Source organism: Citrobacter sp. Awk 4 (genome assembly GCF_028069725.1).
Taxonomy (GTDB): domain Bacteria; phylum Pseudomonadota; class Gammaproteobacteria; order Enterobacterales; family Enterobacteriaceae; genus Citrobacter_D.
Genome location: NZ_JANEWG010000068.1, coordinates 1 through 20,889 on the forward strand (window position 1 = coordinate 1; position 20,889 = coordinate 20,889).

The window sequence follows — 20,889 nt, forward strand, 5'->3', positions numbered from 1 at the left end:
ATTCTTTGATGAGTATCGTAAAAGATAAATAAAAAAGCCGCTGATAATCAGCGGCTTTTTTTACATGCTTATTACTGAGAAGGCATCAAGCCTCGGCAGTCTGCATCTCTTTCTTACGCTGGCTAATGCGTTTAACCAGCATCACCGACACAATGGCACCGCAGAACGCGAAGCAAGCCATAATGCCGAAGACAATCTTATACCCCACCATACCTGGGTTTAAATCCAGGATGTAGCCATAGAGACTGAAACAGAACATGGCAGGTGCGTAACCAATAAAGCTGCCCAGCGCCATCGCGGCACCGGTATGGTTTTCCGCAATTTTCGCTTCGCCAATCGGTGCGAAGAAAACAGCACGCTGCGTAAATACGATCGCGCCAAATCCTAACGTACACGCCATTCCTAAATAAACTGGCATACTTTCATGAGGCAGCATAATGAGAAGCACCAGTGCGACCGTGCTGATCATGAAGGTATAACATAAGTATTTACTGGGTGATTTCAGAATCTTATCTGAAATCATACCGCCAACCGGACCACCAATCATTTTCAGGCAATATTGGTTGATGATGCCGTAAGCCCCCACCAGCGCTACTGGCAGCATATAAATATTCTTCAGGAACGGAATGAAGAACGTTAAACCACAGTAGACGGCATAGACAAAGAAGACGTTGAAGGCGATTAGCCAAATCGTTTTATCCTTCAGTACCGACGCCATACCTGGGCTTTTTTTCGTGTCTTCGGTATCGCTGACATTGACCGCAGGCGCATCCTCTTTATCGTTCAGAACAAAGAAGATGATTACCCCAACCGCAATGACAATGATTGAATAGAACCAGATACCGGCTTTGAAGCCCAGTAAGCCACTACCAAACCAGGCAAATACAGCCAGAGCAGAAAACGCCACAATAGTATCAACGATTCCGCGACCGGTTTCGAAGAAGCCAAACAAACGTCCTTGCTGTTCACTATTACCCAACCGGCTCACCGATTTTAATAGTACTGGCCAGTTCATCATGTCGCAGGTAACGCCAAACAGCGCCCATACAAAGAGTATTCCCCAATAGCCTGGCATTGTCGTCAGATAGACCCCTAACAACCCTGTGGCAATCAGCGAAAACGACATGGTGTATTTACGTGGCAACTTGTCGGCAAAATAGATAGACAAGAAAAAACCCACTGTCGTAACGAATGAGTTCACCGACATCGCATTACCAATTTGACCATTGGTCAAATGAAAGTATTCCTGCATTGGTATATAAAACGCATCTTTTAATGACGGCAATTTATAAATTGTACCGCCACACAGCGTTAACAGGCTAAATAGCGCCCATTTCTTTTTGGTGAGCATAACATCCCCTAAAGTATGACTAAATTTATTGTTTCTAAAGGCAATAACAACCTGACCATTCTCCAGGAATGGTTTTCCATGCACATAAGAGAAATTAAAACAGCATTACGTATTTAGAATATCAACCGCCTCTTTTTTGATTTGTTGCAGTACACTGCGCACAAATTTTATCTGGTTAATCGCATCTTCTTTTTCTTTTATTAGGCGTTCTTCCAGAGCATTAGCTTCAGGCAGTGGTGTTTCACTCATTTGACGCCAAGGGATCCAGGGGTTGTCGCCTTCATTTTCGAAACGAAATGCCGGGGCATAATAATCAACTTCTTCTTCCAGCCCATAAGCCATAACCTGAGGTTTTTCATCACCTAAACAGATCAGTTTTGTTAGCAATGCCTTGAACGGCATATCACCCTGACCAGAGATACACGCTTTATGACCCAGTCCGCCTTCTTCATTAACGATCAACGCATCTTTAATGTGCACCTGAGTAATATACGGTGCCATTGTGTCCAGTGCTTCGAGGGGATGCTCATTCGCGTTAATCATGTTGGCAAAGTCAAACAACAGAGAGAGCGACTCCATTCCACTTTGCTTAATTAATGAAGCCAGTTCATGGCCTTTCAGATCTTCATGCTGTTCAAGTGTGAAGGTTAAGCCGCTGTTCTGATAAGTGTCACGAATATAGGTAATATCGTTGGCAATAATCGACATGACTTCCTGCAGATTACCTTCATAGCGCGGATAAAAGCGGACGGATGACGCACCTGTTTTTAATGCAATTGCGGTAGCCTGATCAATGGCATTTTTATCAGAGGCACTGGTCTCAATATGAATATCAAGATTCAGCTGACGTGCTTTATCACCAAAAGCAGAAAGTTCGCTGTCCTTCATGTTTTCGAGTGAATAGCGCTCCCCATCAAGAACATGAATTTTTACACCACGTAGCTGGTTCTCATGCGCGATATCCAATAAATCATTGGGTAAAATTCGCTCGAGTCGCATATTCAGATGATAAGCATATGCATGAAGATAAAGGGGAAGGTTGTCTACACGCGCCAGAATTTTTTCTGCATTATCCATTGTGACCATAATACACCTACAAGTTAATAAAGAGATCAACTGCCTCAAATCGCCAGTATTCAATGTCTATTTGTACGATATTTCCATCGCGGTCAGCCCGGTGCTTTTCAATAAGAATGGCAGGCATCCCGGCGGAGCCGCCAATAAATTTACTGATATCGCCAGGCATGCGAACCGGTTTGAAAACCAGCTTCTTTACCACCGTTTCTTTTTTATAGACTTGTTCCCATACGGTAGAAAAAGATTGGTTTTCAAGCTGATCAATAAAACCTGGAGCCACAACGGGATTAATAAACGTTTCATGGTAGAAAACTTTATGCCCTTCCAGCGCTCCCCAGCCCGTCACCCGATACAGCTCGTCGGATGCGGTGACGGCTGTCAACGGAGCAACCATCTCTGGAAAATCGGAAATACGGCTTTTTTCAGTAAATCCCCATGACGGTTCCCTGCCCTGCTCAAGTGCGGCACGCTGAAAGCTCGCCGATAATTCTGGGCTGTAATTGAAGCGTGGCTGGGTAACGAACCATCCTTTACGATCCTTACGGAATATTTTGGATTCAGCCTCAAGATTTAACAGCGCCTGGCGTAGCGTCATACGCTTAATACCCAGCAGCTCGCCTAATTCCCGCTCAGAAGGCAGCTTTCCACCCGACGTGGTGATCCCATCTTTTAACCAACGGTCCAGCTTCTCTTTCGCATTTTCAACGGTTGACTGATTGCTCGTCATTGTTTAACCCATTTGGTTTAAACCAGTGAAGGCATCATACGCTGACGCTAAAAAAGAAAGCAAACAGCGCCGACAGGCTTTGAAGATAAATGTGACAAAGCTCTCTTAAGACGAGGGTATGGAAGTTTAGTCAGTGAAGGGATACAGGGGGAACAGCATAGGTGAGGTCACTGTACGGCCAGTAAGATCCAAAAAAAACCCCGCCACGAAGGCAGGGTCTTATCGTAGGAAGAGGCGTTAATTACTCTTCTTTCGCACCACGCATTGCACGGCGACGATCGTTTTCCGTCAGGTGACGTTTACGAATACGGATAGAGGTTGGGGTAACTTCTACCAGTTCGTCGTCATCGATGAATTCCAGAGCTTGCTCCAGAGTCATCTTCACCGGCGGAACCAGAACCGTGGCTTCGTCAGTACCGGACGCGCGCATGTTGGTCAGTTTCTTACCGGTCAGGCAGTTTACAGTCAGGTCGTTAGAACGGCTGTGAATACCGATGATCTGACCTTCGTAAACTTCTGCACCGTGACCGAGGAACAGCTTACCGCGATCCTGCAGGCTGAACAGTGCGAACGCAACCGCTTTACCCTGACCGTTGGAGATCAGTACGCCGTTCTGACGCTGACCCACATCGCCCGCACGAACATCGTCGTAATGGCTGAAGGTGGAGTACAGCAGACCGGTACCGGAAGTCATGGTCATGAATTCTGAACGGAAGCCGATCAGACCACGGCTTGGGATCACGTAGTCGAGACGTACGCGGCCTTTACCATCTGGATTCATGTTTTTCAGGTCGCCTTTACGCTCACCCAGTGCCTGCATTACAGAACCCTGGTGTTGCTCTTCGACGTCCAGCGTAACGTTTTCGAACGGCTCTTGTTTGCGGCCGTCGATTTCGCGGAAGATAACTTTCGGACGGGAAACCGCCATTTCGAAACCTTCACGACGCATGTTTTCGATCAGAACAGACAGGTGCAGTTCGCCACGACCAGAAACACGGAACGCATCCGCATCTTCGGTTTCTTCAACGCGCAGTGCCACGTTGTGCACCAGCTCTTTGTTCAGGCGGTCAAGGATCTGACGAGAGGTAACGTACTTACCTTCTTTACCACAGAACGGAGAGGTGTTTACGCAGAAGAACATGGTCACGGTCGGTTCATCAACAGACAGCGCTGGCAGCGCTTCCACGTTCTGCGGATCGCAGATGGTGTCGGAGATGTTCAGCTCACCCAGACCGGTGATTGCAATGATATCGCCTGCTTCTGCAACGGTGCTTTCGATACGCTCCAGACCCAGATGAGTCAGAACTTTACCGACTTTACCGTTGCGGGTTTTGCCTGCGCTATCAATGATAGTGATCTGCTGGTTCGGTTTAACTTTACCGCGCTTGATACGGCCGATACCGATAACGCCAACGTAGTTGTTGTAGTCCAGCTGGGAGATCTGCATCTGCAACGGACCATCAAGGTCAACGTTCGGTGCCGGTACGTGGTCAATGATTGCCTGGTACAGCGGGGTCATGTCTTCCGCCATATCTTCGTGATCCAGACCCGCGATACCATTCAACGCCGAAGCGTAAATGATCGGGAAATCCAGCTGTTCGTCGGTCGCGTCAAGGTTAACGAACAGGTCAAAGACCTGGTCAACAACCCAGTCAGGACGCGCGCCAGGGCGGTCGACTTTGTTGATAACAACAATTGGTTTCAGGCCATGGGCAAAGGCTTTTTTGGTCACGAAGCGCGTCTGCGGCATTGGGCCGTCAAATGCATCCACCACCAGCAGCACTGAGTCTACCATGGACATTACACGTTCAACTTCACCACCGAAGTCGGCGTGCCCTGGGGTATCAACGATGTTGATACGGTAATCATTCCATTTGATAGCGGTGTTTTTCGCGAGGATGGTAATCCCACGCTCTTTCTCCAAATCGTTGGAGTCCATCACACGCTCTTGGGTTTCGGCACGCGCATCAAACGTACCGGATTGCTGCAGCAGCTTATCAACCAGGGTAGTTTTACCATGGTCAACGTGCGCGATGATGGCGATGTTACGCAAATTTTCGATCACAACTTTGCCTCGGGCATTAGGAATAGCGCGTTATTGTACACGGATTAATCGCACTACAAAACAGGATCACAAACATCCTCCGCAAACAAGTTTTGCAGAGTCTCTTTGTGATCGCTTTCACGGAGCGTTAAAAGGGTTACTCATTGCTCATTGCACCAACATGGTGCTTAATGTTCACATTGAAGCACTATATTGGTGCAGCGTGCTCACCATGGTGCAGCCCTTTTGCACGATGGTGCGCATGATAACGCCTTTTAGGGGCAATTTAAAAGTTGGCACAGATTTCGCTTTATATTTTTTACGGCGACACGGCCAATTTTTGCAGAATTGAAGACCTCGTTACCACGACGACAATGACCAATCCGGGAGAGTAAGTATGTCCGCTGAACACGTTTTGACGATGCTGAACGAACACGAAGTGAAGTTTGTTGATTTGCGCTTCACCGATACTAAAGGTAAAGAACAGCACGTCACGATTCCTGCTCATCAGGTAAATGCCGAATTCTTCGAAGAAGGCAAAATGTTTGACGGCTCCTCTATTGGTGGCTGGAAAGGCATTAACGAATCAGACATGGTTCTGATGCCAGATGCTTCTACTGCGCTCATTGACCCGTTCTTTGAAGAATCTACTCTGATTATCCGTTGTGATATCCTGGAACCTGGCACGCTGCAGGGCTATGATCGTGACCCACGCTCCATCGCCAAACGCGCTGAAGAGTATCTGCGCGCGACCGGCATCGCAGACACCGTTCTGTTTGGGCCAGAGCCAGAATTCTTCCTGTTTGATGACATTCGTTTCGGCGCATCTATCTCCGGTTCCCACGTGGCAATCGACGATATCGAAGGTGCATGGAACTCTTCCACCAAATATGAAGGTGGTAACAAAGGTCACCGCCCTGGTGTGAAAGGCGGCTACTTCCCGGTTCCTCCGGTAGACTCTTCTCAGGACATTCGTTCCACCATGTGTCTGATCATGGAAGAGATGGGTCTGGTTGTTGAAGCTCACCACCACGAAGTGGCAACCGCTGGTCAGAACGAAATCGCCACCCGCTTTAACACCATGACCAAAAAAGCGGACGAAATTCAGATCTACAAATATGTGGTTCACAACGTTGCTCACCGCTTCGGTAAAACCGCAACCTTTATGCCGAAACCGATGTTTGGCGATAACGGTTCCGGTATGCACTGCCACATGTCTCTGTCCAAGAACGGCGTAAACCTGTTCTCTGGCGACAAATATGCCGGTCTGTCTGAGCAGGCGCTGTACTACATCGGCGGCGTAATCAAACACGCTAAAGCGATCAACGCCCTGGCAAACCCGACCACCAACTCCTACAAGCGTCTGGTCCCGGGTTATGAAGCACCGGTCATGCTGGCTTACTCTGCCCGTAACCGCTCTGCCTCTATCCGTATTCCAGTGGTTGCTTCTCCGAAAGCGCGTCGTATCGAAGTGCGCTTCCCGGATCCGGCCGCTAACCCGTACCTGTGCTTTGCTGCCCTGCTGATGGCAGGTCTTGACGGCATTAAGAACAAGATCCACCCGGGCGAAGCAATGGACAAAAACCTGTATGACCTGCCGCCGGAAGAAGCGAAAGAGATCCCACAGGTTGCTGGCTCTCTGGAAGAAGCACTGAAAGAACTGGATCTGGACCGCGAGTTCCTGACCGCAGGCGGCGTGTTCACCGACGAAGCGATCGATGCGTACATTGCGCTGCGTCGTGAAGAAGATGACCGCGTGCGCATGACGCCACACCCGGTAGAGTTTGAACTGTACTACAGCGTTTAATGTTTTAGTTGCCGTGGAAACTTTTAGCCCATCTCCGGATGGGCTTTTTTCTCCACCAACACCCTGACTTCACGCGCTTTTTATCAGTAAAAAGCTATAATGCACTAAATTGGTGCACACTTTTCCAGGAGACTGCTGAATGGCAACTGGCATGCTGCCCGATGCTGGGCAGATCCTTAATTCTTTAATCAATAGCATCTTACTTGTCGATGACGAGCTGGCGGTGCATTACGCCAATCCCGCCGCGCAGCAGTTGCTTGCCCAGAGTTCCCGCAAACTGTTTGGTTCGCCGCTTCCTGAATTGTTGAGCTATTTTTCGTTAAACATTGCGCTGATGCGCGAAAGCTTAGAAGCAGGCCAGGGCTTTACAGACAACGAAGTCACACTGGTGATAGATAGCCACTCACATATTCTCTCCGTGACCGCACAAAGGCTGCCTGATGGTCTTATCCTGCTGGAAATGGCGCCGATGGATAACCAACGCCGTTTGAGCCAGGAACAGTTGCAGCATGCTCAACAAATTGCTGCCCGCGACCTGGTGCGTGGTCTGGCACATGAAATTAAAAATCCGCTTGGCGGTTTACGCGGCGCGGCGCAATTACTGAGCAAGGCGCTTCCGGATCCGGCGTTGACGGAATACACCAAAGTCATTATCGAGCAGGCGGACAGGCTGCGTAATCTGGTTGACCGTCTGTTGGGGCCGCAACAACCAGGCATGCACATCACCGAAAGTATTCATAAGGTTGCAGAACGTGTGGTGGCGCTGGTTTCAATGGAGCTGCCAGAAAACGTGACGCTGATTCGTGATTACGATCCGAGTCTGCCTGAGCTTGCACACGATCCGGACCAAATCGAGCAGGTACTGTTGAATATCGTGCGTAACGCCCTTCAGGCGCTGGGGCCGAACGGTGGAGAAATTATTCTGCGTACCCGCACCGCTTTCCAGCTAACCCTGCACGGGATGCGTTATCGCCTGGCAGCGCGTATTGACGTAGAAGACAACGGTCCGGGCATTCCTTCTCATTTGCAGGACACGTTGTTTTACCCCATGGTGAGTGGTCGCGAAGGTGGTACCGGACTGGGCCTGTCCATCGCCCGTAACTTGATTGATCAACATTCCGGCAAGATTGAATTTACCAGTTGGCCGGGTCATACCGAGTTCTCGGTTTACCTGCCTATCAGGAAATAAAGGTGACGTTTATGCAACGAGGAATAGTCTGGGTAGTCGATGACGATAGTTCCATCCGTTGGGTGCTTGAACGTGCGCTCGCCGGAGCAGGGCTGAACTGCACCACGTTTGAAAGCGGTAACGAAGTACTGGACGCGCTGGCGAGCAAAACGCCAGATGTTCTGCTGTCAGATATCCGTATGCCGGGAATGGACGGTCTGGCGTTGTTAAAACAGATTAAGCAACGCCACTCTATGCTGCCTGTCATCATTATGACGGCGCATTCCGATCTGGACGCTGCGGTCAGTGCTTATCAGCAGGGTGCATTTGATTACCTGCCAAAACCGTTTGATATTGACGAAGCGGTCGCGCTGGTTGAGCGCGCCATCAGCCATTATCAGGAACAGCAACAACCCCGGAATATCCAGAACAACGGCCCGACCACCGATATCATTGGTGAAGCTCCTGCTATGCAGGATGTATTTCGCATTATTGGTCGGTTGTCTCGATCTTCAATCAGCGTGTTGATCAACGGCGAATCCGGCACCGGCAAAGAGTTGGTTGCCCATGCGCTGCATCGCCACAGCCCGCGTGTTAAAGCGCCGTTTATTGCCCTTAATATGGCGGCCATTCCGAAGGATTTGATTGAATCTGAATTATTTGGCCACGAAAAAGGGGCATTTACTGGCGCGAATACCATTCGCCAGGGACGTTTTGAACAGGCTGACGGTGGGACGCTGTTTCTGGATGAAATTGGCGACATGCCGCTGGACGTGCAAACACGCTTATTGCGTGTCCTCGCTGACGGGCAGTTTTATCGCGTCGGTGGATATGCGCCAGTGAAAGTGGATGTGCGTATTATCGCCGCTACTCACCAGAACCTGGAATTACGCGTGCAGGAAGGTAAATTTCGCGAAGACTTGTTCCATCGCCTGAACGTGATTCGCGTTCATTTACCGCCGCTGCGTGAACGTCGGGAAGATATCCCCCGTCTGGCGCGCCATTTTCTGCAAGTGGCCGCACAGGAATTAGGCGTTGAAGCCAAACAATTGCACCCGGAAACCGAAGCCGCCCTGACACGCCTGGCGTGGCCGGGTAACGTGCGTCAGTTGGAAAACACCTGCCGTTGGCTCACCGTCATGGCCGCTGGACAGGAAGTGTTAATTCAGGATCTCCCCAGCGAGTTGTTTGACGTCGCCGTTCCGGACAGTCCTTCACATATGCAACCGGACAGTTGGGCCACCCTGTTGGCGCAGTGGGCCGATCGGGCGCTGCGTTCCGGTCATCAAAACCTGCTCTCGGAAGCGCAACCAGAAATGGAACGCACACTGTTAACGACCGCATTACGTCATACGCAGGGGCATAAACAAGAAGCGGCAAGATTGCTCGGTTGGGGTCGTAATACCCTGACACGCAAACTCAAAGAGTTAGGGATGGAGTGATCGGATTGATTACCGAAGAGGCCAGCGCTTATACGGGCTTACAAGCCCGATAAGTACTGGCGCTCCGGCAGCATCAAATCACACGTGAGAACTGCTGCATCCGCGCTTTACGGCGCAGATACGCATCAAAGCACATGCAAATGTTACGGATCAGCAAGCGCCCTTTTGCCGTTACCTGAATCCCTTTTTCATTCACATCCACCAGCCCATCTTTTGCCAGTGGTGCCAGCAGGCTCAGATCTTCAGCAAAGTAGTCTGCAAAATTCAACACCCATTGCTGCTCAATCGTCGCGTAATCCAGACGGAAATTGCAAATCAGCGACTTAATAACATCCCGGCGAATACAGTCATCCTGGGTCAATGCAATACCGCGCCACAGCGCATTTCCCTGCTCATCAACCTGCTGATAATAGCGCTTCAGCTCCTTTTGGTTTTGCGCGTAGCAGTCACCAATCATACTGATGGCGGAAACGCCCATCCCCAGCAGGTCGGTATCGCCCTGGGTGGTATAGCCCTGGAAATTACGGTGCAGTACACCTTCACGTTGCGCGACGGCTAACTCATCATCCGGACGGGCAAAATGGTCCATCCCAATAAACTGATAACCCGTTTCGGTTAACGAAGAGATGGTCTCCTGCAGAATATCCAGTTTCTGCTGCGCAGTGGGCAGATCGGCATCTTTAATTTTACGTTGCGCGGCAAACAGGGTCGGCAGATGCGCGTAGTTAAAGACGCTGAGACGGTCAGGTTTCAGTTCCGCAACGCGTTTCAGGGTGAATGCGAAACTTTCTGGGGTCTGTTTCGGTAAACCGTAAATCAGATCGATGTTGGTGGAGGTAAAACCGATCTCACGCGCGTGATTCAGCAGCGCAAAAATAAACGCTTCGTCTTGCTCACGGTTGACCAGACGCTGGACCTCTTTGTTGAAGTCCTGTACCCCCATACTCAGGCGGTTAAAACCTTCTGCGCGTAAATGATCGAGCACATCCAGTTCAATCTCACGGGGATCGACCTCGATCGAGATTTCCGCATCCGTATTAAAATGGAAATGTTCGCGCAACAACGTCATTAAGCGGCTGATTTGCGCTTTATTCAGATAGGTTGGCGTACCGCCGCCCCAGTGCAGTTGGCTAACGTGGCGGCCGGAAAAAAGCGGCGCACGGTGCACGATTTCCTGCTCTAAGACATCGAGATACTGATCGGCTTTATGCTGCTGACGGGTCACAATCTTGTTGCAACCGCAAAAGTAGCAGAGCTTATGGCAGAATGGGATGTGCACATAGAGAGACAGCGGGCGCTCAGGATAACGCGCCACAGCGTGCCGGAATGCCTCTTCGCCAAAGTCTTCAGAAAACTCCAGCGCGGTGGGATACGACGTATATCGTGGCCCGGAATAATTATATTTCTGGATCAGGGCCAGATCCCAGTCTATTAGCTGTTCAGACATGCTTACTCCTTCCGATGGCGTCGCTGGCGGGTACGGCGTACCGGCTTTCCTCCACTACGGGTGATAAGCCGGTTGCGCAGCCACTTCTGTCGCCGCGACAACCGCTGTAGTTTAACGAATAACCACACCAGATAACATATAACCGGAAGGGTTATAAGCAGGACGGGGAGGCCCACGGTGTAAACCCGTTAGTTGCCGCCTTTGAGCAGGCGCATCATATCTTCCTGCTTCTCGTCCTCTTCTTCTTCATCGTCATCATAAGAAAGACCCAGCTTCTGCATCAGTTCATCGATGCGGTCCAGCTTGGCATCGACCCAGGACTGATCTTCTGCACTGAGGGTTTCGCCTGCTTCCAGACGTTCTAACAGCGCATCCAGGCGCTCATCCGTTTCCAGTAAATCCAACTCAGCCTGCGGTGAAAGCATAGGTTTCTCACTCTTCGGTTTGTGCTGTTTGGTGACTTTTTCAGTCACTCCCAATGGAATGGGGGTTTTACTGCCAATACGTGGATCTTTTTGTTTGTTCGTATTCTTAGAGCCAGAAGCACCTTCACCGCCCGCCGCACGGCTACCCGCCGTATGACCACGGTGCTTTTTCTGACGCTTACGGTCACGAGCTTCCTGGTTAAGCTCTTCGCGTGTTTTACGGCGCGCTTTTGCGGGACCTTTGCCGCGTGGTGTAGAAGTTGATTTCATAATAATTCGTCTTTGGCCGTTTTATTCAGTATACATTTGCGGCGGAATCTAGCAGAAAGCAAGTAAAGAAAAAAGGCGACAGAGTCATCTGTCGCCTTTTTTCTTTACTCATAGCCCTTAACGGGTTCTACATTCCGTGTCGGCCATCAACACACCCTGTCTTTCCTTTAGCCTGAAACGTTCCGTGTTGTTTCCATTTCCTTTTATATACGTCTCCAGACGTTTGTCTTCCTGACAATCCTGTGTCTTCGCCTCCTGGCGCTCCTGACCCTCATCCTGAGTCCGTTTGTCCTGTCAGCATCCTCGCTATGAGCACTACTTTACGCCATCAGCTCAAACAGACAAGTCACCCACACGATGATTCAAGGCGTAAGAGCGCCACAGAAAAAAATAACTGAGTGATTTCTTTAAACTATATTTTTTTCCACCCGGCAATGACCCTGATATTTCGTATATCTACAATCGTCAATATCTCACAAACCATATGGTTTTTACTTACACGGGCATATGTCGAAACATCCGTCTTTTGCTGGGGTTCAGGTATAATCGCTGCAAAGCTTTGACTGACGGAGACGACCCCTTTGATTAATTTGAATTATCAACAGACGCACTTTGTGATGAGTGCGCCTGATATTCGCCACTTACCTTCCGATACGGGAATCGAAGTGGCGTTCGCTGGCCGTTCCAATGCAGGCAAATCCAGCGCACTGAACACCCTAACGAACCAGAAGAGCCTGGCGCGTACATCCAAAACACCCGGTCGCACACAGTTGATCAACCTGTTTGAAGTCGTGGAAGGTAAACGTCTTGTCGACCTGCCAGGATACGGTTACGCCGAAGTCCCGGAAGAGATGAAGCGCAAATGGCAGCGTGCGCTGGCGGAATACCTGGAAAAGCGTCAGAGCCTGCAAGGGTTGGTGGTGCTGATGGATATTCGCCACCCGCTGAAGGATCTCGACCAGCAGATGATTCTGTGGGCCGTCGAGAGCAATGTTCAGGTTTTGGTTCTGCTGACGAAAGCAGACAAACTGGCCAGCGGAGCGCGTAAAGCCCAGCTAAATATGGTGCGTGAAGCCGTACTGGCATTTAACGGTGATGTACAGGTAGAAACGTTTTCGTCGCTGAAGAAGCAAGGCGTGGATAAGTTACGTCAGAAGCTGGATACCTGGTTTAGCGAACTGGCGCCGATTGAAGAGAACCAGGACGCAGAATAATCCCTTCCTGCAATGTTGTGCCGGATAATGTCGCTACCGCGGCTTATCCGGTCTACGGATCGTGTTTTCGCTTTTACTCAAAATAATTCAAGTTGCAGGAAGGCGGTGACGCAGTGAATCCTCAGGAGCTTACATCAGTAAGTGACTGAGGTGAGCGAGGAAACCAACGCACCTGCAGCGTGAAGTATGAAGAGTACAATAAAAAACGCCCCAGTCATTAACTGACTGGGGCGGCTAAAATATTCAGCCAAATCCGATTACGTGAAGTAAAAGGTCTGAAAGATAGAACATCTTACCTCTGTACCCTACGCGAATAACTTTACTCTTTTTTGAGCAGCTCAGAAAGCATTTTTTGTAATTTTTTTTCATTCCTTACATAGGGAATTCTAATGATCATCACAAAATGCTCTCTCTTATGTTGCTTAGTTACGAAAAAGCGCGCTGTTCAGTAAGCCCTTAGTGCGCTTGATCCCAGTTTTCACCGCTTCCCACTTCCACCAGCAGCGGCACATCAATGTGCGTACAGTTTTCCATCAATTGGTGGATCTTTTTCGAGACGGCATCGAGATCGTCTTTGTGCACTTCGAACACCAGTTCATCGTGCACTTGCATGATCATGCGCACACGAGGTTGCTCAGTTTGCAGCCACTCATCAACGGCAATCATTGCACGTTTGATGATGTCTGCCGCCGTTCCCTGCATCGGTGCGTTGATCGCCGCACGTTCAGCACCGGCACGTCGCGCAGCATTGCTCGACTTGATGTCCGGTAAGTAAAGCCGACGCCCTTCCAGGGTTTCAACGAACCCCTGCTCTTTTGCCTGTGCTCTCGTGCACTCCATATACTCCAGCACGCCAGGGTACCGTTCGAAATACAAATCCATATACTTCTGCGCTTCTTTGCGCGGAATGTTCAACTGACGCGCAAGCCCGAAGGCGCTCATGCCGTAGATCAAACCAAAGTTAATGGCTTTTGCGCTACGACGCTGTTCACTCGTTACGCTCTCCAACGGCAGACCAAAGACTTCAGCGGCCGTTGCGCGGTGAATATCTTTTCCTTGTGCAAACGCGGCTAACAGCCCTTTGTCTCTCGAGAGATGCGCCATAATACGCAGCTCGATTTGCGAGTAATCCGCCGAGACAATCAGATAATCCTGCGGCGGAATAAAGGCCTGACGAATCCGGCGACCTTCATCATTACGCACAGGTATATTTTGCAGGTTGGGATCGGTTGATGATAAACGTCCTGTTGCCGCTACCGCCTGATGATAAGAGGTATGCACACGTCCGGTTTTCGGGTTGATCATCAGCGGCAGCTTATCGGTGTAGGTCGATTTCAGCTTCGCCAGACCGCGATACTCCAGAATCACCTTCGGCAACGGATAGTCTAACGCCAGCTCTTCCAGCACCTCTTCCGACGTTGACGGCGCACCGCCCGGGGTTTTCTTCAGCGGCTTAATCCCCTGCTTTTCAAACAGAATCGTTTGCAGCTGTTTTGTGGAGGAGAGATTAAACGCCTCGCCCGCAATCTCATGCGCCTTTTGTTCCAGTTCGGTCAGACGTAACGACAGCTCTTCCGAATGTTTGTGCAGCACGGCGGGATCAATCTTCACTCCGTTACGCTCAACACGAGACAGCACTGGCACCAGCGGCATTTCGATGTTCTCAAAGACATTCAGCGGCCCTTTGTGCTTCTGCAATTCAGGCCACATTTTCAGATGCAGTTGCAGGGTGACGTCGGCATCTTCCGCGGCGTAACGCCCGGCCTCTTCCAGCGCAATCTGGTTAAAGGTCAGCTGGTTTTTACCTTTGCCGGCAATCTCTTCGAAGGTGATCGTTTTGTGCTTCAGCCAACGATCGGACAGGCTGTCCATGTCGTGTCGGCCTGCAACACTATTCAGGATGTAAGACTCCAGCATCGTATCGAAAGCGATACCGCACAGCTCAATACCATAGTTTTGCAATACGCCACGGTCATACTTCAGGTTTTGCCCAACCTTACGGGCATTCTCATCTTCCAGTAACGGTTTTAGCAGCTCCAGTGCGCGGTCGCGCGCAATCTGATCGGGCGCATCAAGATAGTCATGAGCAACGGGAACATAAGCTGCGACACCCGGTTCAATAGCGAACGAGAGGCCCACCAGATTTGCAGAATGGTTATCGAGACTGTCGGTTTCGGTGTCAAATGCAAAGACCGGCGCTTTTTTCAGTTTCTCAATCCAGCTTTCCAGCGTGGCTTCGTCCAGTATTGTCACATAGTGATCATAGGAGAGAGCTGCCACAGGTTCTTCTGGCGTTTCATCAACCACGATGGTTTCTTGCGGTTTTGCCGCCGGTTTTGCGCCTTTTGCCTGCAACCATTTCCCCGCGTCAACATCGACAATCCAGCGTTTAAATTCGTACTTTTTAAACAGGTCCAGTAACGTGTCTGCGCAAGGCGGCTGTACGGTAAGTTGCTCGCAGGTCAGTTCCAGCTCGACATCAGTTTTGATCGTCGCCAGCTTATAAGACAGATATGCCACATCTTTATTCTGCTCAAGCTTCGCTGCCATGGTTTTCGCACCACGGAAAGTCAGGCCTGCAATTTTGTCTGATTCTGCATACAGCGTATCGAGGCCGCCCAGTCCTTGCAGCAAAGCCTGCGCGGTTTTTTCGCCGACACCCGGAACACCAGGAATATTATCGGAGGAGTCTCCCATCAGGGCGAGGAAGTCGATGATCAATTCTGGCGGGACACCGTACTTATTCACCACCTCATCCGGGCCAAGAATCGTATTGGTCATGGTGTTGATAAGCGTAACGTTCGGCGTCACTAACTGGGCCATGTCCTTATCGCCAGTACTAATGAGAACCGGGCGACCAACTTTCTCCGCTTCACGCGCCAGCGTACCGATAACGTCATCCGCTTCAACACCGGAAACCGCCAACAACGGCAAGCCCATCGCTTTTACCATTGCATGCAGAGGTTCAATCTGCGCGCGCAGATCGTCAGGCATTGGCGGGCGATGAGATTTGTAATGTTCGAACAATTCATCACGGAAGGTTTTACCCTTAGCATCAAATACCACGGCTGCATGCGTCGGCTGGTACTGCATAATCAGGCTGCGCAGCATGTTAAGAACGCCGTACATCGCGCCCGTTGGCTCCCCCGCACCATTCGTTAGCGGCGGGAACGCGTGATATGCGCGATAGAGATAAGATGAACCATCTACAAGGATAAGTGGGTTTTCTGGGATCTGAACCATAATGTCCGTGCCTGTTTATCAGATTATGGTTAAAGGATGCCACAGACAGGATGAAAACATGAGTTTTTCACCGTATTTGTCGTAAAACTTTTGCAGATCTTCTGGATTGCTCGCAAAGTAAATTGTGGATAACTTTGTGTATAAATATTTTAATTCAGTTTACCTCAGGTATTATGCTTTAAATATCATTATTTTTATTCATTTTTTTCAGTGCGTTAGATAGAAACCCAGAGATTTGTTCTTAAAATGACGCCATTATCAGGATGTGGATAGATATAGTTAACTTTTCTATTTCGCGAAGAGCCATTATTTGGTCCATTTTCTGATAAAATCTGCCCCTTGCGTGTCTTTAGCGCACTATATTTATGGCTAACCTTTTGAATAATTTAATTATGACGAGAATACTCGCTGCGATAACACTTTTGCTGAGTATCGTATTGACCATTTTGGTCACGATTTTATGTTCTGTACCGATCATCATCGCCGGAATCGTGAAACTCCTTTTGCCCATACCTTTCGTCTGGCGCAAGGTTTCCGTCTTTTGCAATTTCATGATGTTTTGCTGGTGTGAAGGCCTTGCACTGCTCCTGCACCTCAACCCATGGTTAAAATGGGACGTAGAAGGGCTGGAGGGGCTGAACAAGAAAAACTGGTATCTGCTCATTTGTAATCATTACAGCTGGGCGGATATTGTTGTGCTTTGCGTTTTGTTCCGTAAGCACATTCCCATGAATAAATATTTTCTCAAACAGCAACTGGCCTGGGTACCGTTTATCGGTCTGGCATGCTGGGCGCTGGATATGCCCTTTATGAAACGCTACTCGCGCAGCTATCTGCTGCGCCACCCTGAGCAGCGTGGCAAGGATGTGGAAACCACCCGACGCTCCTGCGAGAAGTTTCGGGCGCATCCCACGACGATTGTGAATTTTGTCGAAGGTTCACGGTTTACCGATGAGAAGCACCTGCAAACGCGATCGCCCTACAAAAACCTGCTACCGCCAAAAGCTGCCGGTATTGCTATGACGTTGAACGTCCTGGGTTCGCAATTTGATAAGTTACTCAATGTCACGCTGTGCTATCCGGAAAACAGCCGTCATCCCTTCTACGACATGTTGAGCGGCAAACTGACCCGTATCGTCGTACGTGTAAATCTGGAGCCTATTCAGGAAGAATTGCACGGCGATTATATTAACGACAAAGGATTTAAACGCCGCTTCCAGCGTTGGTTGAATACGCTGTGGGTTCAGAAAGATGAACTGATAGAAGAGATTAAAACATCAAATAAAAACGCCGGTCACTGACCGGCGTTTTGGTTATTTCTTCTCAACCAGGTGTTTTACAGTATCAGAGTACTGTTGCACGAAGATATCCATGCTGCTGGTATCCATCCCTTGCGGGTTAATCTGATACTTGCCGTTAACGAACATCGCCGGTACGCCCTGAAGCTGCAGGTCAGCAGCGGCTTTTTCCTGCTGCGCAACCAGTGATTTCACCACAAAGCTGTTCCATGCCGCATCGTAATCTTCACCTTTAATCCCCGCATCAACGAAGACTTTGCGAATGTCTGCGACAGACTGGACAGTCTGCGTTTTCTGCACACCTTCAAACATCGGAACGGTGATTTTGTCTTCCACACCCAGAGCCATCGCAACTGCCCATGCCTGCGTCAAATCCTTGCCCAACGGCCCCAGGAATTCAACGTGGTATTTGGTCATTTTCACGCCTTCCGGCAGTTTTTTCTTCACGTTTTCAGAAACATGAAGAACTTCTTCAAATTGATAGCAATGCGGGCAATAGAACGAGAAAAACTCTAAAACCTGAGGCTCGCCAGCGATTGGTTTTTCCAGCGTGATGTATTGTTTGCCATCACTGTACTGCGCTGCCGATGCGCTAAATGCTAAAACCATACCAGCCAGCGCCAGCCAAATCTTTTTCATGTAATCTCTCTCCTGATGTGTTCGATTAATACATTGGCGTTAATTGTAAAGGGGGTTCCTGCAGCGTTTTGGTCTGCGCTATAAAAGTCGCCGTTTGCTGCAGCCAGTAGTCTTCCCCAGTGAGCCATGGGAAGTTTTTGGGAAATGCAGGATCAGCCCAACGACGCATAAGCCAGGCAAGATAATAAACTAAACGCATGGCGCGTAAAGGTTCAATCAGTCCGAGTTCAGAGGTATCAAATTCACTCACCTCTTCATAAGCCTCAATGATCGTTTCCAGCTGCATCCGCTGCTCTGCTTTATCGCCATTGAGTAGCATCCAGAGATCCTGCACGGCTGGCCCATTACGGGCATCGTCTAAATCGACAAACAGCGGGCCGTCACGCCACAGAATATTTCCTGCATGGCAATCGCCATGCAAGCGTAGCGTGTCAAAGCGGGTATGCCACCTTTCGATAACTGCAGAGATGAGTCCATCGGTTGCTTTCAGAAAAGCATCTCTTTGGCCTGACGGAATAAGCGGTGCATCTTCGAATAACTTACGGGGTTCGATGAGATACTCTTCGAGGCCAATTGTCGGCCTCGAAGTAAAAGGGCATTTACGTCCGATCTGGTGCAAGCGGCCCAGATAGCGGCCTACGGCTTCCATTTGATCAATGTTGTCGGCTTCAAACTGCCTGCCGCCGACACTGGGAAAGATCGCGTAGTGGAAACCCTCGTGGTTTAACAACGTCTGGTCGTTAAACACAATTGGAGCCGCAACCGGAACCTCGTCATTCACCAACTCTAACGCAAACTGGTGTTCTTCCAGTATTTGATCCACAGACCAACGCTCAGGACGGTAAAATTTAACGACATAACGTCGACGATCTTCGTCCTGAAATTGATAGACGCGATTTTCATAACTGTTGAGCGGGGTGAGACCGGAATCCACCCGGATCCCCTGTTCAAACAGTGCATCCACGATGGTATTCGGGTGTAGTGTCTGGAAAGTAAAAGCGCTGTCGTTCATCCCATCATCCGGAAAATACTACGAATAATTCAGGATATCATTTCATAGCGCTTTCTGTGGAGCCACTTACAAGGTTTTACTCTTTAATGACGCCACGTGCGCGCAATAACGCCGTTTTGAAATCTTCTTCATAATCTTTTTGAATCCCAGGGATCACGGCATCTTTTGCGGAGTCACGCATTTTCAGATGATAGATCAGAATGTCGTCAGTTAAATCCGCCAGCTCACCGTCAAAACCTGACTCTTTCGCCAGTTTCTGCAAAAATTGCATCAGGTTGAGATCGGGCTCTTTCTGCCAGGCTGGCTGCAGGAGTTCGATAACTTCATTCAGGCGTTTACATTTCATGGTTGTGCTCCTTACTCTTGATATAGATACGTTAGCAGGGTCAATCCCACAATAAAAGAGGCGATATCAGTGAATCTGGATAGTGCAATAACGGGGGTTGTACTGGCGGGAGGTAAAGCTCGCCGAATGGGAGGAGCCGACAAAGGTTTACTTGAGCTGGACGGAAAACCTCTCTGGAAACACGTTGCCGATAACCTTTTATCGCAACTTGAAACCGTTGTGGTTAATGCCAATCGCCATCGAAATATTTACCAAAAAAGCGGTCTGCGCGTGATCCCTGATTCACTTGCAGATTTTCCAGGCCCATTGGCGGGAATGCTTTCCGTTTTTCTGCAGGAAAAAGGCGACTGGTTTCTGTTCTGCCCCTGTGACACACCGTATATTCCTCGCGATCTGGTTGCGCGCTTAAAGGCCCAACGCAACGACGCTGCTGTAGTGTGGGCCCATGACGGCGAACGGGATCACCCTACCATCGCGTTGGTAAACCGCTCAGTACAGCCTTTACTACAGGATTACCTTCAGTCCGGCGAGCGACGAGTCATGGTCTTTATGCGTCTTGCCGGTGGTCATGCCGTTGATTTTAGTGACCAAAAAGACGCGTTTATTAATGTGAATACCCCTGAAGAACTTGCCAGACGGCAGGAGAAAAGATGATCCCACTACTTGCCGTTGCCGCATGGAGCGGAACGGGGAAAACCACACTGCTCAAAAAATTGATCCCGGAACTGTGTGCCAGGGGCATTCGTCCGGGACTGATTAAACACACTCACCACAATATGGATGTCGACAAACCCGGTAAGGACAGCTACGAGCTACGTAAAGCTGGCGCCGCACAAACTCTGGTTGCCAGCCAACAGCGTTGGGCACTCATGACTGAAACGCCGGATGAAGAGGAACTGGATCTCGCCTTTCTGGCCAGCAGAATGGATACCTCGACGCTGGATTTGATTCTGGTCGAAGGATTTAAGCATGAGGAAATCGCGAAGATTGTGCTGTTTCGCGAGGGGATCGGGCACCAACACGAAGAGCTGGTGATTGACGCACACGTGATTGCCGTCGCCAGCGATGTGCCTTTGAAGATTGATGTCCCGTTATTAGATATCAATGATATTCAGCAACTCGCTGATTTCGTTGTGCAATGGATGCGGGGTTTATGAGCCGCGCTATTTGGATCGCCTGATGGCTGTATTTATCAGACCCGCAGGCCGGATAAGGTATGCAAAAGTCACCCTCCGGCATTTTCCCCATACCGCAGACGCAAAAAAGCCCATCCGTCAGGATGGGCTTCTTCACTTGTCTGATGCCTGGCAGTTCCCTACTCTCGCATGGGGAGACCCCACACTACCATCGGCGCTACGGCGTTTCACTTCTGAGTTCGG

The 20,889-nt window shown here is 49.7% G+C and carries 18 protein-coding genes, 1 rRNA gene and 1 pseudogene; 7 read left to right on the plus strand and 13 right to left on the minus strand.

Going from position 1 to position 20,889, the window contains the following annotated elements; genetic code table 11:
• Positions 1 to 85: 85 nt before the first annotated feature.
• The 4 genes from NNO04_RS20230 to typA all read right to left on the minus strand — a co-directional run bounded on the left by NNO04_RS20230 (position 86) and on the right by typA (position 5,220).
• A complete protein-coding gene (locus NNO04_RS20230; protein ID WP_271446180.1) occupies positions 86 to 1,351 on the minus strand; it encodes an MFS transporter in 1,266 nt (421 codons plus the stop codon).
• A gap of 105 nt (positions 1,352 to 1,456) precedes the next feature.
• Positions 1,457 to 2,437, minus strand: coding sequence for a sugar phosphate isomerase/epimerase family protein (locus NNO04_RS20235; protein ID WP_271446181.1), 981 nt, complete (start codon positions 2,435 to 2,437; stop codon positions 1,457 to 1,459).
• Between the two features lie 7 nt (positions 2,438 to 2,444).
• Positions 2,445 to 3,155: a GntR family transcriptional regulator gene (locus tag NNO04_RS20240; RefSeq protein WP_271446182.1), complete on the minus strand. Its 711-nt coding sequence runs from the start codon at positions 3,153 to 3,155 to the stop codon at positions 2,445 to 2,447.
• A 241-nt stretch (positions 3,156 to 3,396) separates the two neighbouring features.
• On the minus strand, positions 3,397 to 5,220 hold the full coding sequence (typA, locus tag NNO04_RS20245; protein ID WP_271446183.1) for a ribosome-dependent GTPase TypA: 1,824 nt from the start codon (positions 5,218 to 5,220) through the stop codon (positions 3,397 to 3,399).
• Positions 5,221 to 5,596: 376 nt separating this feature from the next.
• Here typA and glnA point away from each other — a divergent pair, with 376 nt between their 5' ends.
• From glnA to glnG, 3 genes are all read left to right on the plus strand, one after another.
• A complete protein-coding gene (gene glnA, locus NNO04_RS20250; RefSeq protein ID WP_271446184.1) occupies positions 5,597 to 7,006 on the plus strand; it encodes a glutamate--ammonia ligase in 1,410 nt (469 codons plus the stop codon).
• Positions 7,007 to 7,145: 139 nt separating this feature from the next.
• The gene (gene glnL / locus NNO04_RS20255; protein ID WP_271446185.1) at positions 7,146 to 8,195 is read left to right on the plus strand and encodes a nitrogen regulation protein NR(II); all 1,050 of its coding nucleotides are present in this window, start codon (positions 7,146 to 7,148) and stop codon (positions 8,193 to 8,195) included.
• 11 nt (positions 8,196 to 8,206) lie between these two features.
• Complete coding sequence (gene glnG, locus NNO04_RS20260) at positions 8,207 to 9,616, plus strand: nitrogen regulation protein NR(I) (protein ID WP_271446186.1); 1,410 nt, start codon at positions 8,207 to 8,209, stop codon at positions 9,614 to 9,616.
• Between the two features lie 73 nt (positions 9,617 to 9,689).
• Here glnG and hemN read toward each other — a convergent pair whose 3' ends face one another.
• The 3 genes and pseudogenes from hemN to NNO04_RS22785 form a co-directional block, all read right to left on the minus strand.
• On the minus strand, positions 9,690 to 11,063 hold the full coding sequence (gene hemN, locus NNO04_RS20265) for an oxygen-independent coproporphyrinogen III oxidase (protein WP_271446187.1): 1,374 nt from the start codon (positions 11,061 to 11,063) through the stop codon (positions 9,690 to 9,692).
• A 188-nt stretch (positions 11,064 to 11,251) separates the two neighbouring features.
• Positions 11,252 to 11,758 (minus strand): Der GTPase-activating protein YihI, encoded by a 507-nt coding sequence (yihI, locus tag NNO04_RS20270; protein ID WP_442870752.1) that lies wholly within the window; start codon positions 11,756 to 11,758, stop codon positions 11,252 to 11,254.
• A gap of 117 nt (positions 11,759 to 11,875) precedes the next feature.
• Positions 11,876 to 12,059, minus strand: a pseudogene (locus tag NNO04_RS22785) (hypothetical protein).
• Positions 12,060 to 12,339: 280 nt separating this feature from the next.
• Between NNO04_RS22785 and yihA the strand changes: the two are divergent.
• Positions 12,340 to 12,972: a ribosome biogenesis GTP-binding protein YihA/YsxC gene (gene yihA / locus NNO04_RS20275; protein WP_271446188.1), complete on the plus strand. Its 633-nt coding sequence runs from the start codon at positions 12,340 to 12,342 to the stop codon at positions 12,970 to 12,972.
• Between the two features lie 243 nt (positions 12,973 to 13,215).
• Here yihA and NNO04_RS22935 read toward each other — a convergent pair whose 3' ends face one another.
• Together NNO04_RS22935 and polA are read right to left on the minus strand one after the other, a co-directional pair.
• The gene (locus tag NNO04_RS22935; protein ID WP_071892919.1) at positions 13,216 to 13,263 is read right to left on the minus strand and encodes a spot 42 RNA, inhibition of DNA synthesis; all 48 of its coding nucleotides are present in this window, start codon (positions 13,261 to 13,263) and stop codon (positions 13,216 to 13,218) included.
• A gap of 165 nt (positions 13,264 to 13,428) precedes the next feature.
• On the minus strand, positions 13,429 to 16,215 hold the full coding sequence (gene polA, locus NNO04_RS20280) for a DNA polymerase I (RefSeq protein WP_271446189.1): 2,787 nt from the start codon (positions 16,213 to 16,215) through the stop codon (positions 13,429 to 13,431).
• A 365-nt stretch (positions 16,216 to 16,580) separates the two neighbouring features.
• Between polA and NNO04_RS20285 the strand changes: the two genes are divergently transcribed.
• On the plus strand, positions 16,581 to 17,516 hold the full coding sequence (locus NNO04_RS20285) for an acyltransferase (protein ID WP_271446190.1): 936 nt from the start codon (positions 16,581 to 16,583) through the stop codon (positions 17,514 to 17,516).
• A 12-nt stretch (positions 17,517 to 17,528) separates the two neighbouring features.
• Here the strand turns inward: NNO04_RS20285 and dsbA are convergent, their stop codons facing one another.
• From dsbA to NNO04_RS20300, 3 genes are all read right to left on the minus strand, one after another.
• The gene (gene dsbA / locus NNO04_RS20290; protein ID WP_271446191.1) at positions 17,529 to 18,152 is read right to left on the minus strand and encodes a thiol:disulfide interchange protein DsbA; all 624 of its coding nucleotides are present in this window, start codon (positions 18,150 to 18,152) and stop codon (positions 17,529 to 17,531) included.
• A gap of 25 nt (positions 18,153 to 18,177) precedes the next feature.
• On the minus strand, positions 18,178 to 19,164 hold the full coding sequence (locus NNO04_RS20295) for a serine/threonine protein kinase (RefSeq protein ID WP_271446192.1): 987 nt from the start codon (positions 19,162 to 19,164) through the stop codon (positions 18,178 to 18,180).
• Positions 19,165 to 19,240: 76 nt separating this feature from the next.
• Positions 19,241 to 19,510, minus strand: coding sequence for a YihD family protein (locus NNO04_RS20300; protein WP_042325406.1), 270 nt, complete (start codon positions 19,508 to 19,510; stop codon positions 19,241 to 19,243).
• 69 nt (positions 19,511 to 19,579) lie between these two features.
• Between NNO04_RS20300 and mobA the strand changes: the two genes are divergently transcribed.
• Complete coding sequence (mobA, locus tag NNO04_RS20305; protein ID WP_271446193.1) at positions 19,580 to 20,164, plus strand: molybdenum cofactor guanylyltransferase MobA; 585 nt, start codon at positions 19,580 to 19,582, stop codon at positions 20,162 to 20,164.
• Positions 20,161 to 20,667 carry a molybdopterin-guanine dinucleotide biosynthesis protein MobB gene (mobB, locus tag NNO04_RS20310; RefSeq protein WP_271446194.1) on the plus strand — a complete coding sequence of 169 codons (507 nt, stop codon included), beginning with the start codon at positions 20,161 to 20,163 and terminating at the stop codon, positions 20,665 to 20,667. The genes mobA and mobB overlap by 4 nt, the downstream gene beginning before the upstream one ends.
• Before the next feature lie 145 nt (positions 20,668 to 20,812).
• Here the strand turns inward: mobB and rrf are convergent.
• A 5S ribosomal RNA gene (rrf, locus tag NNO04_RS22940) occupies positions 20,813 to 20,889 on the minus strand; the annotation flags it as partial.

What these genes read in the sequence shown, in the direction of transcription:
- polA (WP_271446189.1), bottom strand. Translation starts at nt 16,215, where the DNA reads ATGGTTCAGATCCCAGAAAACCCACTTATCCTTGTAGATGGTTCATCT.
- mobB (WP_271446194.1), top strand. Translation starts at nt 20,161, where the DNA reads ATGATCCCACTACTTGCCGTTGCCGCATGGAGCGGAACGGGGAAAACC.
- NNO04_RS20300 (WP_042325406.1), bottom strand. Translation starts at nt 19,510, where the DNA reads ATGAAATGTAAACGCCTGAATGAAGTTATCGAACTCCTGCAGCCAGCC.
- NNO04_RS20295 (WP_271446192.1), bottom strand. Translation starts at nt 19,164, where the DNA reads ATGAACGACAGCGCTTTTACTTTCCAGACACTACACCCGAATACCATC.
- yihI (WP_442870752.1), bottom strand. Translation starts at nt 11,758, where the DNA reads ATGAAATCAACTTCTACACCACGCGGCAAAGGTCCCGCAAAAGCGCGC.
- glnL (WP_271446185.1), top strand. Translation starts at nt 7,146, where the DNA reads ATGGCAACTGGCATGCTGCCCGATGCTGGGCAGATCCTTAATTCTTTA.
- hemN (WP_271446187.1), bottom strand. Translation starts at nt 11,063, where the DNA reads ATGTCTGAACAGCTAATAGACTGGGATCTGGCCCTGATCCAGAAATAT.
- NNO04_RS20230 (WP_271446180.1), bottom strand. Translation starts at nt 1,351, where the DNA reads ATGCTCACCAAAAAGAAATGGGCGCTATTTAGCCTGTTAACGCTGTGT.
- NNO04_RS20285 (WP_271446190.1), top strand. Translation starts at nt 16,581, where the DNA reads ATGGCTAACCTTTTGAATAATTTAATTATGACGAGAATACTCGCTGCG.
- NNO04_RS20240 (WP_271446182.1), bottom strand. Translation starts at nt 3,155, where the DNA reads ATGACGAGCAATCAGTCAACCGTTGAAAATGCGAAAGAGAAGCTGGAC.
- glnA (WP_271446184.1), top strand. Translation starts at nt 5,597, where the DNA reads ATGTCCGCTGAACACGTTTTGACGATGCTGAACGAACACGAAGTGAAG.
- glnG (WP_271446186.1), top strand. Translation starts at nt 8,207, where the DNA reads ATGCAACGAGGAATAGTCTGGGTAGTCGATGACGATAGTTCCATCCGT.
- NNO04_RS20235 (WP_271446181.1), bottom strand. Translation starts at nt 2,437, where the DNA reads ATGGTCACAATGGATAATGCAGAAAAAATTCTGGCGCGTGTAGACAAC.
- dsbA (WP_271446191.1), bottom strand. Translation starts at nt 18,152, where the DNA reads ATGAAAAAGATTTGGCTGGCGCTGGCTGGTATGGTTTTAGCATTTAGC.